Annotated in this window: 14 protein-coding genes; 13 read left to right on the top strand and 1 reads right to left on the bottom strand. The window is 72.0% G+C overall.

Annotated elements, in window-relative coordinates; translation table 11 throughout:
- The first annotated feature begins 6 nt into the window (after positions 1-6).
- From ABZ321_RS23535 to ABZ321_RS23525, 3 genes are all read left to right on the top strand, one after another.
- The gene (locus tag ABZ321_RS23535; RefSeq protein ID WP_344500073.1) at positions 7-588 is read left to right on the top strand and encodes an RICIN domain-containing protein; all 582 of its coding nucleotides are present in this window, start codon (positions 7-9) and stop codon (positions 586-588) included.
- A gap of 291 nt (positions 589-879) precedes the next feature.
- Positions 880-3,732, top strand: a complete 2,853-nt coding sequence (locus ABZ321_RS23530) for a PQQ-dependent sugar dehydrogenase (RefSeq protein ID WP_354894578.1) — start codon at positions 880-882, stop codon at positions 3,730-3,732.
- Positions 3,733-3,928: 196 nt separating this feature from the next.
- Positions 3,929-4,573, top strand: a complete 645-nt coding sequence (locus ABZ321_RS23525) for a SnoaL-like polyketide cyclase (protein WP_344500069.1) — start codon at positions 3,929-3,931, stop codon at positions 4,571-4,573.
- Positions 4,574-4,642: 69 nt separating this feature from the next.
- On the opposite strand, the gene ABZ321_RS23520 is transcribed toward ABZ321_RS23525, so the two are convergent.
- Positions 4,643-5,650, bottom strand: coding sequence for a hypothetical protein (locus ABZ321_RS23520; protein WP_354894575.1), 1,008 nt, complete (start codon positions 5,648-5,650; stop codon positions 4,643-4,645).
- An 82-nt stretch (positions 5,651-5,732) separates the two neighbouring features.
- Between ABZ321_RS23520 and ABZ321_RS23515 the strand changes: the two genes are divergently transcribed.
- From ABZ321_RS23515 to ABZ321_RS23470, 10 genes are all read left to right on the top strand, one after another.
- Positions 5,733-6,287, top strand: coding sequence for a hypothetical protein (locus tag ABZ321_RS23515; protein ID WP_354894572.1), 555 nt, complete (start codon positions 5,733-5,735; stop codon positions 6,285-6,287).
- 44 nt (positions 6,288-6,331) lie between these two features.
- The gene (locus ABZ321_RS23510) at positions 6,332-6,463 is read left to right on the top strand and encodes a hypothetical protein (protein WP_354894569.1); all 132 of its coding nucleotides are present in this window, start codon (positions 6,332-6,334) and stop codon (positions 6,461-6,463) included.
- A gap of 252 nt (positions 6,464-6,715) precedes the next feature.
- The gene (locus ABZ321_RS23505) at positions 6,716-8,029 is read left to right on the top strand and encodes a transcriptional regulator (protein WP_354894566.1); all 1,314 of its coding nucleotides are present in this window, start codon (positions 6,716-6,718) and stop codon (positions 8,027-8,029) included.
- Positions 8,030-8,133: 104 nt separating this feature from the next.
- Positions 8,134-9,657, top strand: a complete 1,524-nt coding sequence (gene adh, locus ABZ321_RS23500; RefSeq protein WP_344500059.1) for an aldehyde dehydrogenase — start codon at positions 8,134-8,136, stop codon at positions 9,655-9,657.
- Between the two features lie 4 nt (positions 9,658-9,661).
- Positions 9,662-10,042, top strand: coding sequence for a DUF779 domain-containing protein (locus ABZ321_RS23495; protein WP_344500057.1), 381 nt, complete (start codon positions 9,662-9,664; stop codon positions 10,040-10,042).
- A 215-nt stretch (positions 10,043-10,257) separates the two neighbouring features.
- A complete protein-coding gene (locus ABZ321_RS23490; RefSeq protein WP_344500055.1) occupies positions 10,258-10,671 on the top strand; it encodes a TOBE domain-containing protein in 414 nt (137 codons plus the stop codon).
- The gene (modA, locus tag ABZ321_RS23485) at positions 10,668-11,480 is read left to right on the top strand and encodes a molybdate ABC transporter substrate-binding protein (RefSeq protein WP_354894562.1); all 813 of its coding nucleotides are present in this window, start codon (positions 10,668-10,670) and stop codon (positions 11,478-11,480) included. The genes ABZ321_RS23490 and modA overlap by 4 nt, the downstream gene beginning before the upstream one ends.
- 18 nt (positions 11,481-11,498) lie before the next feature.
- A complete protein-coding gene (locus tag ABZ321_RS23480; protein ID WP_354894677.1) occupies positions 11,499-12,323 on the top strand; it encodes an ABC transporter permease in 825 nt (274 codons plus the stop codon).
- The gene (locus ABZ321_RS23475; RefSeq protein ID WP_344500051.1) at positions 12,320-13,417 is read left to right on the top strand and encodes an ABC transporter ATP-binding protein; all 1,098 of its coding nucleotides are present in this window, start codon (positions 12,320-12,322) and stop codon (positions 13,415-13,417) included. The genes ABZ321_RS23480 and ABZ321_RS23475 overlap by 4 nt, the downstream gene beginning before the upstream one ends.
- A 70-nt stretch (positions 13,418-13,487) precedes the next feature.
- The gene (locus ABZ321_RS23470; RefSeq protein WP_344500049.1) at positions 13,488-13,730 is read left to right on the top strand and encodes a DUF4229 domain-containing protein; all 243 of its coding nucleotides are present in this window, start codon (positions 13,488-13,490) and stop codon (positions 13,728-13,730) included.
- The last annotated feature ends 30 nt before the right edge of the window (positions 13,731-13,760 follow it).

Below are 13,760 nucleotides of genomic sequence, written 5' to 3'. Positions count from 1 at the left end.
AACTGGATGTCGAACGTCCTGAGAAGTCGATGGATGCGGTGGATGCTGCCCGTCGTCGCCGTCGTCACGCTGCTCGCGGCAACGCCCGCCCCGGCGTCGGCGCAGGCCGCGGCGGGGCGGACCCCCGCGCAGTCGCAGGCCGATTCCGGCCCGGCGCCGGAGGGCCGGATCTACAACAGGAACGCCGCCAAGTGCATCGGTATCGCCAACGGCCTCGCCGGCATCTACACCTGCACGACCAACAACGACCAGACCTGGCACTCCCCCGCTGGCAGCTGCCATCCGACGTACCCGACGTACTGCATGTACGTGAACGGCGACGGCAGGTGCCTCGCCGTCAACGGGGGCAACATCTACAACGGATCACGCATCCTGGGCTTCCCCTGCACCGGGAGCCTGGATCAGTACTGGGCCCGGGCTCTCGACCCGAACCAGAACTCTGTCGAGCACAACCTGATGAACCTGAAGGGCGGCTTGGAGGGATGCGCATGCGTGCTGGCGGTGCAGTCCATCTCCACGTACAACGGCGCTCCGGTGGTGCTGTGGGCCTCCAACGGATCAGCGGACCAGCACTGGACGCTGTTCTAGCCTGACGAGAACCTGCGAGGGGCGCCGCGGCCGGCTGCCGCTGCGCTCGACGTGGTGCCGGAGCAGCCGGCAACCGCGCCTCCTCGTTTCGCTGGACCGCCGCCGCCCTGCCGGTCGGCGGCGGTCCTCCGCTGCGCGCAGTTCCTGCTTCGGGCGACCACGTCCGGGCAGAAGGCCGACACCGTAGCGGTCAGATCCATCGGCGTACATAGCACGTTCGCCGCATTGACGGGTCATTCACCGGTGTCTACGTTCGGCATTCGATTACCTCACGGGGGAGGTCTGTTCGGCATGCCATCTGCCACCCGCGGGCTGCGTCGTGCTGCCCGCACCACCGCGGCCGCCGTGCTGCTGTCCGTCGCCGTCGTCGCGCTCCACGCCGGTCCGTCCACCGCGGAGCCGGCGCCACCGGACACCAACTTCCAGAAGGTGCCGCTGGACGAGAACACGTCCAACCCGATGATGCTCGACATCGCCGCCGACGGCCGAGTCTTCTACGTGGACCGGCTCGGCGACGTCAACGTGATCCAGCCTGGCGGCGGGACCGTGCGGTCCGGGCGCCTGAGCGTCTTCACGTCGTACGAGAGCGGGCTGCTGAGCATCGCGCTCGACCCGGCCTTCACCACCACGCACTGGCTGTACCTGTACTACTCGCCGCTGACGGCGAACGTCGACCGGTTGAGCCGCTTCACGGTCAACGGCGACACGATCGACCCGGCCAGCGAGAAGGTCATCCTGGACGTGCCGGTGCAGCGGGCCGACTGCTGCCACCACGGCGCCGGGCTCGCGATCGACAAGACCAACGGCAACCTGTGGCTGGCCACGGGCGATGCGACGAACCCGTTCGCCTCGGACGGGTACACCCCCATCGACCAGCGGTCCGGCCGGGCGATCTGGGACGCGCAGGGCACCGCCGGCAACACCGACAGCCTGTCGGGCAAGGTGCTGCGCATCCATCCGGAGCCGGACGGCACGTACACGATCCCGAGCGGCAACCTGTTCCCGCCGGGGACCGCGAAGACCCGGCCCGAGATCTACGCGATGGGGCAGCGCAACCCGTTCCGGATGGGCCTGGACCCGAAGACCGGCTACGCGATGGTCGCCAACTACGGGCCGGACGCCGACACCGCGAACCCGGCCCGCGGCCCGCAGAACACCGTCGAGTGGAACATCATGTCCGCGCCGGAGAACTCCGGCTGGCCGTACTGCATCGGCAACAACACGCCGTACGTCGCCTACAACTTCGCGAACGGCACGTCCGGCGCGCCGTTCGCGTGCGGCACCGGCCCGGCGAACACGTCGCCGAACAACACCGGCCTGACGACGCTGCCCGCGGCGAAGCCGGCGACCGTCTGGTATCACAAGAATCCCGACCCGAACCAGTTCCCGCAGCTGTCCGGCGGCGCGCCGATGGCGGGGCCCGTCTACCGGTTCGACCCGAACCTCGTCTCGGACCGCAAGTGGCCGCAGTACTTCGACGGCCGGGCGATCTTCGCCGAGTGGAACAGCAGCTTCATGTACACGTTCCAGCTGTCCGCGGACGGCAAGGCGGTCACGGCGATCGACCGGCTGCTGGGCGCGTTCTCGTTCAAGAAGCCGATGGACTTCAAGTTCGGCCCGGACGGCGCGCTGTACCTCATCGAGTGGGGCAACGGGTTCGGCGGCAACAACACCGACTCCGGCATCTACCGCATCGACCACGTCGTCGGCGGCGCGTCACCGGTCACGAAGGCCGAGGCCAACCGGACGAACGGGCCGGCGCCGCTCACCGTCGCCTTCACCGGCGACAAGTCGAGCACCCCGGCCGGTGGCGCGTTGCAGTACCTCTGGACCTTCGGCGACGGGGGCACCTCCACCGCGGCGAACCCGAGCCACACCTACACCGCGAACGGCAACTACACGGCCGTGCTGAAGGTGACCAACACGATCGGCAAGTCCAGCACCGCGAGCGTGCCGATCACCGTCGGCAACACCGCGCCGACCGTCGCCCTCACCGCACCGCCGGACGGCGGGTTCTACCAGTGGGGCGACCAGGTCTCGTTCTCCGCCACGGTCACCGACCCGGAGGACGGCGCGGTCAACTGCACCGAGCTCCAACTCAACGCCATCCTCGGCCACGACGAGCACGGCCACCCGCTGGACTCCTACAACGGCTGCAGCGGCACCGTCACCACCACGTTGTCGAGCGGGCACGCCGAGGGCGACAACGTCTTCTACGTGCTGGAGGCCGTCTACACCGACCACGGCGGCGCGGGCGGTTCGGCCCCGCTGACGACCCGCAGCCAGGTCATCCTGCACCCGAAACGGACGGGCGCGGAGTTCTACACCAACACCGGGCGCGCCTCGAACGGCCACGGCACCGACGACGCCGGCGTCATCGTCGAGGCGAGCGCCGACGGCAGCAGGCACATCGGCTTCGTCGAGGACGGCGACTGGTGGAGCGTCGAACCGGCGTCGCTCGCGGGCGTCAACGTGATCCGGGTGCGGGCCGCGTCGGCGACGACCGGCGGCATCGTCGACGTCCGCTGGGGTGACCCCGTCAACGGCACCCTGCTCGGCAGCGCCACGGTGCCCGGCACCAGCGGCTGGCAGAACTACACCGACGTCGCCGTCGGCCTGACCGCGCCGCCGGCCGGCACCGGCAAGCTCTACTTCGTCGGCCGCAGCCCCGGCGGTGGCACCGAGTTCCTGTTCAACGTCGACTGGATGGACTTCATCGGCACCGGGGTCGCCGTGCCGACGGGCACCCAGCAGCAGGTGGTGTCGCTGCGGGCCAGGATCAACAACAGGTACGTGACGGCGGACAACGCCGGCGCGAGCCCGCTGATCGCCAACCGGACGGCGATCGGCCCGTGGGAGCAGTTCGACATGCTGAACCTCGGCGAGGACTTCGTGGCGTTGCGCGCCCACGCCAACAACAAGATCGTCTGCGCGGACAACGGCGGCGCGAACCCGCTGATCGCCAACCGGACCGCCGTCGGCGCGTGGGAGATCTTCCAGCGCATCACCAACAGCGACGGCAGCGTGTCGTTCAAGGCCGTCGTCAACGCCAGGTACGTCACGGCCGAGAACGCCGGCGCCGCGGCGCTGGTCGCGAACCGGACCGCGATCGGGCCGTGGGAGCGGTTCGACCTCCTGCAGTAGACGAGGACCGATGCGGCGGAACCCCGGCGCCCGGATCGTGCCCCACCAGGGCATCGACGCGCGTGCGGGGTCCCGGGGTTCCGCTGCCGCACCCCCGTCGGTAGTCTCACTGCAACTACCGACGGGGGTAGCCATTGGCGGGTGGCCGTCCTGCCAGGCACCCCCTCACTCGTCCTGAAAGGGCGGAAACCGAATCGTGTCCGAAACCCCGTTGTGGCTGCAGGGCCGCACCGCCGTCATCGACGCCACCGACTCGTCGGCCTGGCGTGACGGCACCACCCCCGACTACCACCTGTCCCACCAGGTCATGCCCGGGCAGCGCACCACCCAGCACGCACCGGACTCGCTGGAGGCGGTCGTCGAGACCATCGTCCAGGTCTTCGAGATGGAGGTCTCCTACAAGAAGGACCCCGCGACCTGGGTGTCGATGGTGACCGAGCACTTCCGGACGAACGTCAACGGCGGGCCGTGGGCGAGCGCGCAGGACATCGCCGACATCGGCAGCTACAACATCCTCATCGGCGAGAGCCCGTTCTACAAGACGGGCCAGGAGTCGTTCGAGTCGTCGCACCACATCTTCCACCAGGCGTTCCCGGGCGGCTTCTACTGGGAGGTCCTGGAGGTCCTCAGCCCGCCGCCGGTCGTCACGTTCAAGTGGCGGCACTGGGGCGCCTTCGAGGGCGAGTACCACGGCCACCAGCCCAACGGGCAGACGATCGAGATGTTCGGCATCAGCGTCGCGAAGGTCAGCGACGACCTGAAGCTCCTCGAGGTCGAGCACTACTACGACCCGAACCAGTTCCTCGGCAAGCTCACCGGCGGCTGCCCCGTCGCGCACTGACAGCACTACCCGGCGGCGGCCACCCGGTTCATCCAGTGGCCGCCGTCCACAATGGACAGACCACGCCCTTCAGGCGTTGCGGCCCGCGGCGTGCCGCTGCAGCGTCGACTCGGGCAGGCCGGACTCGGCGGCCAGCGCCCGCCATGTCGCGCCCTCCGCCCGCCGATGCGCGGCGTACGCGGCGACCGACGTGAACCCGAGCGGCGCGGCGGCGCTCGAACTGCGGCTCGCGGCCCGGTGCCGTTTCGTCGCGTGCGGGACCGCGGCGATGCCGTGCCGCTCCATCGCGGCGAGGACCGACCAGCGCGTCACCCCGGCCTCGGCGGCGATCGCGGCGACCGTGCGGTGCTGCCGCAGATGGCGGTGGCGGAGGTACGCGCCGACGTCGGCGTGACCGGCGGACCGGGCGGCCGGCAGCAGCCGGGCATCGCCGGGATGGGCGCGGATCCGCGTGCGCTGCGCGGCGAGGTCCGGTGCGATCGCGGGCAGGTGCCGGGACAGCCAGTCCTTGTGCAGCCCGGCCTCGCGGCTGATCGCGGCCAGGCTCCGCCCGCTCGCGAGACGGTCGCGGACGTAGCCGGCGAAGGACTCGAACCCGAACTGGGCCGCGACCTTGGCGCTGACGTCGGACAGGTGCTGCTCGGACCGCTGCCGGTTGCCTTCGGCGCGGGCCGCGGGGCGGATGGCCGACAGCGCCGCGAGGGTCTTCACGAGGCGCTCCTGCGGATGCGGCCGGCCCCGGGCGGCCTCGGCCGCGGCGACCGTCAGGGCACCGCTGCGCGCTCGGACCCGGGCCGCCGCCTGCGCCCGCTGGACGGCCGGGTCGCGATGCTGGCGGGCCCGCAGCGCCTCCGCGCGCCGCTGCCGGGTCCGCCGCCCCGCCAGCGGGTTGCCGACCTCCAGGCCGAACGCGGCGATGTAGGCGGCCTTGGTCCAGCCGTGCACCCGCAGGTGACTGGCCACCGACAGGTACCAGCGACCGCACAGGTGGCAGCAGACGCGTTCGCCGTCGCCGTCGCTGAGCATCACGCCGACCGGCGCGTGGAAGGGCGTGCCGTCGTCGAGGTGCCCGATCACGCCGCACCTCCCTCGGCTGGTAGTCGCATTGAGACTACCGAGGATGCGACGCGGGCGGAACCCCGCGCCGTAGGCTGACGCGATGGGTGAGCTGCCGCCACTGTCCCTGGCCGACTGGATCGTGCTCACCGTCGTCGACGAGCAGCCCACGCACGGCTTCGCGATCGCCGCGCTCACCGCCGAGGACGGCGCGGTCGGCCGGGTGTGGCACATCCCGCGCCCGATCGTCTACCGCTGCCTGGACCGCCTCACCGGGCTCGCCCTGCTTCAGGTGGAGACCACGGAGGCGGGCAGCCGCGGCCCGCAACGCTCGATCCTCGCCACCACCCCGGCCGGATCGGCGGCGGTCGCCGAGTGGCTGCACGAGCCGGTGCCCCACGTGCGTGACATGCGCTCGGCGCTGCTGGCGAAGCTGGCCCTGATCACCCGCCGCGGCGAGGACCCCGCCGGCCTGATCGCCGCGCAGCACGACATCCTGGCCCCGGTCCGCGACACCCTGCGGCGCCGGCACGCCGCCGCGACCGGCTTCGACCGGACCCTGCTCTTGTGGCGGCTGGAGAACGCCGAGGCCGCCGTGCGGTTCCTCGACGCGATCGCCCGGTCATCGCCCGCGCCGCCGCCGGACGACGCCGGCTGACCTCACAGCCGCGGGACCGGACCCGGGAGAAGTTGGTTGCACGCGTGAACCCGGAACGGCACTTCGGTGACACCGGCGCGCGGTTCGCTGCCCTCATGGTCGCCACGGGGACGCAGCTGCTCGCACCGGGGACAGGCGTCGACGTGCCCTGGGCTCAGGCGTACGCCACGGCCTGAGACGTCGCCGCGCCGTTGCCCGCTGTGCGGCTGCCGGTCGGCGGGGCGGCCGGGCAGGTCCTCGCGGACCCGATCGTCGCCGCCGCGCCGCTCCTGCAGCTGCCGTAACACCGCGCACCTGCGAGGGCCGGCGGCGGCCGTCCCGTGCACCTGCGGGGAAGGTTGCGCTGGTCCCGCGGCGCATGCACTCTTGGTGGACGAGTCTGGCGGCGACCTGCGGTCCTGCCAGGTGGCACGCCAAGGCGGGAGCTGATGGGAAACGCGTGGCTCGCCGACGTCGGCGCGGACCCGCAGCGGCGGGCCCGTGAGATCGCGGCCGCCCACGAGCGGTTCCTGTCCACGCAGGCCCTCGCCGGGATCGACCCGGGGCTGCGGGACGTCGTGGCCAGGTCCTGGCAGCGGTCGTCGGCCGCGCGGGTCGGCCAGGACGCGAGCCCGCCGGTCCTGCTCGCCGACGACGACCTGTCCGCGTACCGGGCGGCGCACCCGCTCTCCCGCGTCATCGGCGTGCTGCGACAGCTCGTCGGCGACACGGCGGACGACGGCGACTACCTCATGGCGGTGTCCGACGCCGCGGGCCAGCTGCTGTGGGTGGAGGGCCACCGGGTCGCCAGGGCCCGCGCCGAGCGGATGAACTTCGTCGAGGGCGCCCGGTGGGACGAGCCGCACGCCGGCACCAACGCCCCCGGCACCGCGCTGGCGCTCGACCACGAGGTGCAGATCTTCGCCACCGAGCACTACCTGTCGTCGGTGCAGGCGTGGACGTGCTCGGCCGCGCCGATCCACGACCCGGTCTCCGGGCAGGTGCTGGGCGTCATCGACATCACCGGCGGGCACGGCGTGGCCAACCCGCTGAGCCTGGCCCTGGTGCGCTCGGCGGCCCGTGCCTCCGAGGCCGAGCTCGCCCGCCAGCTGTCACGCCATCCCGCCGGCTCCCGACCGGTGCTCGAACCTCCGGGGCTGTGGACACCCGCCGCCGGGCCGTCGGTGCGCCTGTCAGCGCTCGGCGGCAACGACGGCACCCTGCACGTCGACGGGCGGACGATCCGGCTGCAGCGCCGCCACACCGAGATCCTGATCATGCTGGTGCTGCACCCGGACGGGCTGACCGGCGAGCAGCTGCTGAGCGCCCTGTACGACGACCAGGCGAACCCGGCCACCGTGCGGGTGGAGCTGAACCGGCTCCGGCACGTCGTCGGCGACCTGCTCGCATCCCGCCCGTACCGGCTGCGCACGAGCATCGACGCGGACTTCGCCGACGTGGCGGCGGCGCTGCGCGGCGACCACCTCGCCCGGGCCCTCGCCGGCTACCCCGGGCCGTTGCTGCCGACGTCGGAGGCGCCCGGGGTGGCCCGGCAGCGGCAGTGGCTGCACACCCAGCTCCGCTCGGCGGTGCTCGCCTCGTTCGACGCCGGGCTCGTCCGGGCCTGGGCCGACCGGAGCGGCTTCGACGACCTCGAGGTGTGGGAGCGTCTCGCCGCCGTCGCGCCGCACCGCTCGGCGCACCGCGGCGTGGCCAACGCCCGCGTGCGGCAGCTCCGCGCCGAGTACGGGCTGAGCCGCTGAGCGAGCGCCGACGCTACATTCATGTAACGTCCGCGAAACTACCGTGCCCGTCACGGCCCAACCGTCCAACGACGGACGGCGGCAGCTGACGGAAGGTCACCACGATGACCGACTTCGCCGCGCCCGGCACGTCCGGCGCGAAGATGCACTACGAGCCGCGCTACGACAACTGGATCGGCGGGCAGTTCGTGCCGCCGGTCAAGGGGCAGTACTTCGAGAACCCCACCCCGGTGACCGGTCAGACGTTCACCGAGGTCGCCCGCGGCACCGCCGACGACGTCGAGCTCGCCCTCGACGCCGCCCACGGCGCGGCGCCCGCCTGGGGCCGGACCTCGGCCGGCGACCGGGCGAACATCCTCAACAAGATCGCCGACCGGATGGAGGCGAACCTGGAGGCCCTCGCCGTCGCCGAGACCTGGGAGAACGGCAAGCCGATCCGGGAGACGCTCGCCGCCGACATCCCCCTGGCGATCGACCACTTCCGCTACTTCGCCGGCGCCATCCGGGCCCAGGAGGGGTCGCTGTCGGAGCTGGACGACGACACCGTCGCGTACCACTTCCACGAGCCGCTCGGCGTCGTCGCCCAGATCATCCCGTGGAACTTCCCGATCCTCATGGCGACCTGGAAGCTCGCGCCCGCCCTCGCGGCCGGCAACGCCGTCGTGCTCAAGCCCGCCGAGCAGACCCCCGCCTCGATCCACTACCTGATGAGCCTCATCGGCGACCTGCTCCCGCCGGGCGTCGTCAACATCGTCAACGGGTTCGGCGTCGAGGCCGGCAAGCCCCTCGCGTCCAGCGCCCGGGTCGCGAAGGTCGCGTTCACCGGCGAGACGACCACCGGGCGGCTGATCATGCAGTACGCCAGCGAGAACATCAAACCGGTCACGCTGGAGCTCGGCGGCAAGAGCCCCAACATCTTCTTCGACGACGTCAGCGCCGCCCAGGACGACTTCTACGACAAGGCCCTCGAAGGCTTCACGATGTTCGCCCTCAACCAGGGCGAGGTCTGCACCTGCCCGTCCCGCGCGCTGATCCAGCAGGGCCACTACGACCGGTTCCTGCACGACGCCGTCGCCCGCACGGAGCAGATCGTGCAGGGCCACCCCCTCGACCTGGCCACCATGATCGGCGCGCAGGCGTCCAACGACCAGCTCGAGAAGATCCTGTCGTACCTCGACATCGGTCAGCAGGAAGGCGCCAAGGTCCTCACCGGCGGCGCGCGGGCCGACCTCGGCGGCGAGCTCGCCGGCGGGTACTACGTGCAGCCGACGATCTTCCAGGGCAACAACGCGATGCGCATCTTCCAGGAGGAGATCTTCGGTCCGGTCGTGTCGGTCGCGCCGTTCGCCGACTTCGACGACGCCATCAAGATCGCCAACGACACGCTGTACGGACTGGGCGCCGGCGTCTGGACCCGCGACGGCTCCAGGGCCTACCGGGCCGGCCGCGCCATCCAGGCCGGTCGCGTGTGGACCAACTGCTACCACGCATACCCCGCGCACGCCGCCTTCGGCGGCTACAAGGGCTCGGGCATCGGCCGGGAGAACCACAAGATGATGCTGGACCACTACCAGCAGACCAAGAACCTCCTGGTGAGCTACTCCCCCAAGAAGCTCGGCTTCTTCTGAGCCGATGGCCGAGATGTCACGCGTCGCGGTCACCGACGCCGCGGCCGAGCTGTTGCGCAAGCTGTACGCGGCCAACGGGCCGCTGATGTTCCACCAGAGCGGCGGCTGCTGCGACGGCAGCTCCCCGATGTGTTACGTCGATGGTGAGTTCCGCACCGGCGGGTCGGACGTGCTGCTGCAGGAGCTGCGGATCGACGGCGTCCCGGAGCCGGTGACGTTCTGGATGTCCGCGGCGCAGTTCGAGGCGTGGCGGCACACCCACCTCACCGTCGACGTGGTCAAGGGCCGCGGCGGCGGGTTCTCACTGGAGGCTCCCGAGGGCGTCCGCTTCCTGATCCGGTCACGGCTGCTCACCGCCGAGGAGAACGCCGTCTTCAACCCGTAGACGGGCCCTACCCAACCCAGCCCCGTCCCGGGTCAGCCGGGACGGGGCTGCTGGCCGTGAACCAGTCGTGCCTGGTCACTGCCGACGCGGGCGGTCATCCCACGGGCCCGGTCATGACGCCGGCATGCAGATGCTGGGCTGATGAGACCAGGCTCTCGAAGACGCGAGCCCCGCGGCCGATTTGCTGCTGCACATGCGACAGCTAGGGTGAGCCGGTGACAGTGTTCCGGATCAGTGAAGCGGCCGAACTGCTGGGCGTGAGCGCGGACACCGTCCGGCGCTGGGTCGACGCGGGCCGGCTGACCGCCAGCCGGGACGAGCACGGCCACCGGCTCATCGACGGCCTCGATCTCGCCGAGTTCGTCCGCACCGAGGGCACCGACACCGGTGCGTCCTCGGCGCGCAACCGGCTGCGCGGGATCGTCACCGCCGTCGTCAAGGACACGGTGATGGCGCAGGTCGACATCCAGGCCGGCCCGTTCCGGATCGTGTCGCTGATGAGCCGGGAAGCCGTCGACGAGCTCGACCTGCAGGTCGGCTCGGTGGCCATCGCAGTGATCAAGTCGACCACGGTCGTGGTGGAGCGCTCCACCCCGGCCGTCGCGAATAAGGGGAGGACCAGCTCGTGACATCCCGTTGGATCCGCACCAGCCTGGCCGCGTTCGCGGCCTTGACCGTCGTGGGGATCAGCGCCTGCGCCGACGACACGAAGACCGCCGCCCCGCAGCCGTCCACCGGCAGCGCCAGCAGCGCCGCCGCGGTCACCGGCGACATCACCGTGTTCGCGGCCGCCTCGCTGACCGAGTCGTTCAAGACCATCGGCAAGGACTTCGAGACCGCCAACCCCGGCACGAAGGTCACCTTCAACTTCGCCGGCAGCTCCGCCCTCGCCACGCAGATCAACCAGGGCGCGCCCGCGGACGTGTTCGCCTCCGCCGCGCCGGCGAACATGAAGACCGTCACCGACGCCGGCGGCGGCGAGGGCGCGGCCACCACCTTCGTGAAGAACCAGCTCGTCATCGCGGTGCCGAAGGGCAACCCGAAGGCGATCAAGGGCCTCGCCGACCTGGCGAAGCCCGGCGTGAAGGTCGCCCTGTGCGCCGAGCAGGTGCCGTGCGGTGCCGCCGCGAAGAAGGCCCTCGACGCCGCCACCGTGAAGCTCACCCCGGTGACCCTCGAGCAGGACGTGAAGGCCGCCCTGTCGAAGGTGAAGCTCGGCGAGGTCGACGCGGCCCTGGTGTACCGGACCGACGCCAAGACCGCCGCGGCGGACGTCGAGGGCGTCGAGTTCCCCGAGTCCGCCGGCGCGATCAACGACTACCCGATCATCGTGCTGAAGAAGGCGAAGAATCCGGCCGGCGCGCAGGCGTTCGTCGCCTACGTCCTGTCCGACAAGGGCAAGGCCGTGCTCACGGGCGCCGGCTTCCAGGCACCGTAAACTCCGGCGATGCCGATCATGGACTCCACGAAGGCGGCGCGACCAGCGGTCGCGCCGCCCCGGCGGCAGCGGATCCCGGCCGGGCTGCTCCTGCCTGCCGGGCTCGGCCTGCTGTTCCTCACGGTCCCGCTGATCGGCCTGCTGATCCGCGCACCCTGGACCACGCTGCCGCAGCGGCTCACCGAGCCGGGCGTGCTCACCGCGCTGCGGCTGTCGCTGCAGTGCGCCACCCTCGCCACGCTGGTCTGCGTGCTCCTCGGCGTGCCCCTCGCCTGGCTCCTCGCCCGCATCGAGTTCCCCGGCCGGCGCCTCGTCCGGGCGCTCGTCACCGTCCCGCTCGTGCTGCCGCCCGTCGTCGGCGGCGTGGCGCTGCTGCTCGTCTTCGGCCGCCGCGGGCTGCTCGGCGAGTGGCTCGACACGACGTTCGGCATCACGTTCCCGTTCACCACCACCGGGGTCGTCATCGCCGAGTCGTTCGTGGCGATGCCGTTCCTCATCATCGCCGTCGAAGGCGCGCTGCGCGGCGCCGACAGCCGCTACGAGGAGGCCGCCGCGACCCTCGGCGCCGGCCGCTGGACCACGTTCACGCACGTGACGCTGCCGCTCGTCGCGCCCGGCATCGCCGCCGGCGCGGTGCTGTGCTGGGCCCGGGCGCTCGGTGAGTTCGGCGCCACCATCACCTTCGCCGGCAACTTCCCCGGCACGACCCAGACGATGCCGCTCGCCGTCTACCTCGCCCTGGAGACCGACCTGGACGCCGCGATCGTGCTGAGCCTGATCCTGCTCACCGTCTCCGTCGCCATCCTCGCCGGCCTCCGCGACCGCTGGATCACCAGCCCATGACCGGCGCCTTCGTCGACGCGCACCTCGTCGTGGACCGGGGCACGTTCCGGCTCGACGTCGCCCTGCGGATCGACCCGGGGCAGGTCGTCGCGCTGCTCGGCCCCAACGGCGCCGGCAAGACCACCGCGCTGCGCGCCCTCGCCGGTCTCCAGCCCCTCACGACCGGGCACGTCACCGTCGACGGCGCCGACCTCGACCGGCCCGACCGGCGCCGCTTCACCCCGCCGGAGCGCCGCCCGATCGGCGTCGTCTTCCAGGACTACCTGCTGTTCCCGCACCTGACCGCGCTCGACAACGTCGCGTTCGGCCCGCGCCGTCACGGCGTCGACCGGCGCACCGCCCGCGAGCAGGCCGCCGCCTGGCTCGCCCGGGTCGGGCTGGCCGAGCACGCAAAACGCAAACCCCGCCAGCTCTCCGGCGGGCAGGCCCAGCGGGTCGCCCTGGCCCGCGCCCTCGCGGTACACCCGGCGCTGCTGCTGCTCGACGAGCCCCTCGCCGCCCTCGACGCCCGCACCAGGCTCGACACCCGCGCCGAGCTGCAACGGCACCTCGCCGAGCACGCCGGCGCCGCGCTGCTCGTCACCCACGACCCGCTCGACGCGCTCGTCCTCGCCGACCGGCTCGTCATCGTCGAGGACGGCCACGTCGTGCAGGAAGGCGACGCGGCCACCATCACCGCCCGGCCACGCACCGACTACGTCGCCCGGCTCGTCGGCCTCAACCTGTACCGCGGCCGCGCCGACGGCCACACCGTCCACCTCCCCGGCGGGTTCGACCTCGCCACCACCGACCGGCTCGACGGCGACGCGTTCGTCGTGTTCCGGCCCTCCGCGGTCGCGCTGCACCCGCACCAGCCCGACGGCAGCCCCCGCAACACGTGGAGCGCGACCGTCGCCGGCATCCAACGCCACGGCGACAACCTACGGATCCAGCTCGCCGGGCCGATCACCGCCGCGGCCGACGTCACCCCGGCCGCCGCCGCGCACCTGAGCCTGGCCCCGGGCCAGCAGCTGTGGGCCGCGGTCAAGGCCACCGAGACACACGCCTACCCGGCCAGCGGGCCGGCCGACCGCGCCGAGCTGCTTGGCACATGACCTGATGCCGAGGTGACCACCAGCTCGGACCGATGGGCCGTACACGGTGGACCGGCGCTACAGTCGTCGGATGGGCTCCGTAGCAAAGCTGCTCGCCGCGCGACTCGTGCTGTTCGTCGCCGCGGCCGGCGTGATGTACATGCTGCCGATCGCCCTCGACCCGGCGTTCAAGCTCGCCATCGCGCTCGTCGTGAGCATGATCCTGTCGGCCTTCCTGCTCCGCCGCCTCCGCGCCGACGTGACCGCCGACGTGCAGGACCGCGTCCAGCGCAGGCAGGAGCGCAGGAGCGGCTCCGACCGGCCGGCCCGGTAGGCCTCGCGCAGCGACCCGGCACGCGCCCCG

The sequence above is a fragment of the Dactylosporangium sp. NPDC006015 genome (assembly GCF_040614215.1).
Lineage (GTDB): Bacteria > Actinomycetota > Actinomycetes > Mycobacteriales > Micromonosporaceae > Dactylosporangium > Dactylosporangium maewongense.
Note: the sequence above shows the minus strand (reverse complement) of the source record. Positions and strands in the feature narration are given on the sequence as shown.

Excerpts from the sequence above, each read along its gene's own strand:
- ABZ321_RS23535 (WP_344500073.1), top strand. The coding sequence starts at position 7 with ATGTCGAACGTCCTGAGAAGTCGATGGATGCGGTGGATGCTGCCCGTC.
- ABZ321_RS23530 (WP_354894578.1), top strand. The coding sequence starts at position 880 with ATGCCATCTGCCACCCGCGGGCTGCGTCGTGCTGCCCGCACCACCGCG.
- ABZ321_RS23515 (WP_354894572.1), top strand. The coding sequence starts at position 5,733 with ATGGGTGAGCTGCCGCCACTGTCCCTGGCCGACTGGATCGTGCTCACC.
- ABZ321_RS23505 (WP_354894566.1), top strand. The coding sequence starts at position 6,716 with ATGGGAAACGCGTGGCTCGCCGACGTCGGCGCGGACCCGCAGCGGCGG.
- adh (WP_344500059.1), top strand. The coding sequence starts at position 8,134 with ATGACCGACTTCGCCGCGCCCGGCACGTCCGGCGCGAAGATGCACTAC.
- ABZ321_RS23495 (WP_344500057.1), top strand. The coding sequence starts at position 9,662 with ATGGCCGAGATGTCACGCGTCGCGGTCACCGACGCCGCGGCCGAGCTG.
- ABZ321_RS23480 (WP_354894677.1), top strand. The coding sequence starts at position 11,499 with ATGGACTCCACGAAGGCGGCGCGACCAGCGGTCGCGCCGCCCCGGCGG.
- ABZ321_RS23475 (WP_344500051.1), top strand. The coding sequence starts at position 12,320 with ATGACCGGCGCCTTCGTCGACGCGCACCTCGTCGTGGACCGGGGCACG.
- ABZ321_RS23470 (WP_344500049.1), top strand. The coding sequence starts at position 13,488 with ATGGGCTCCGTAGCAAAGCTGCTCGCCGCGCGACTCGTGCTGTTCGTC.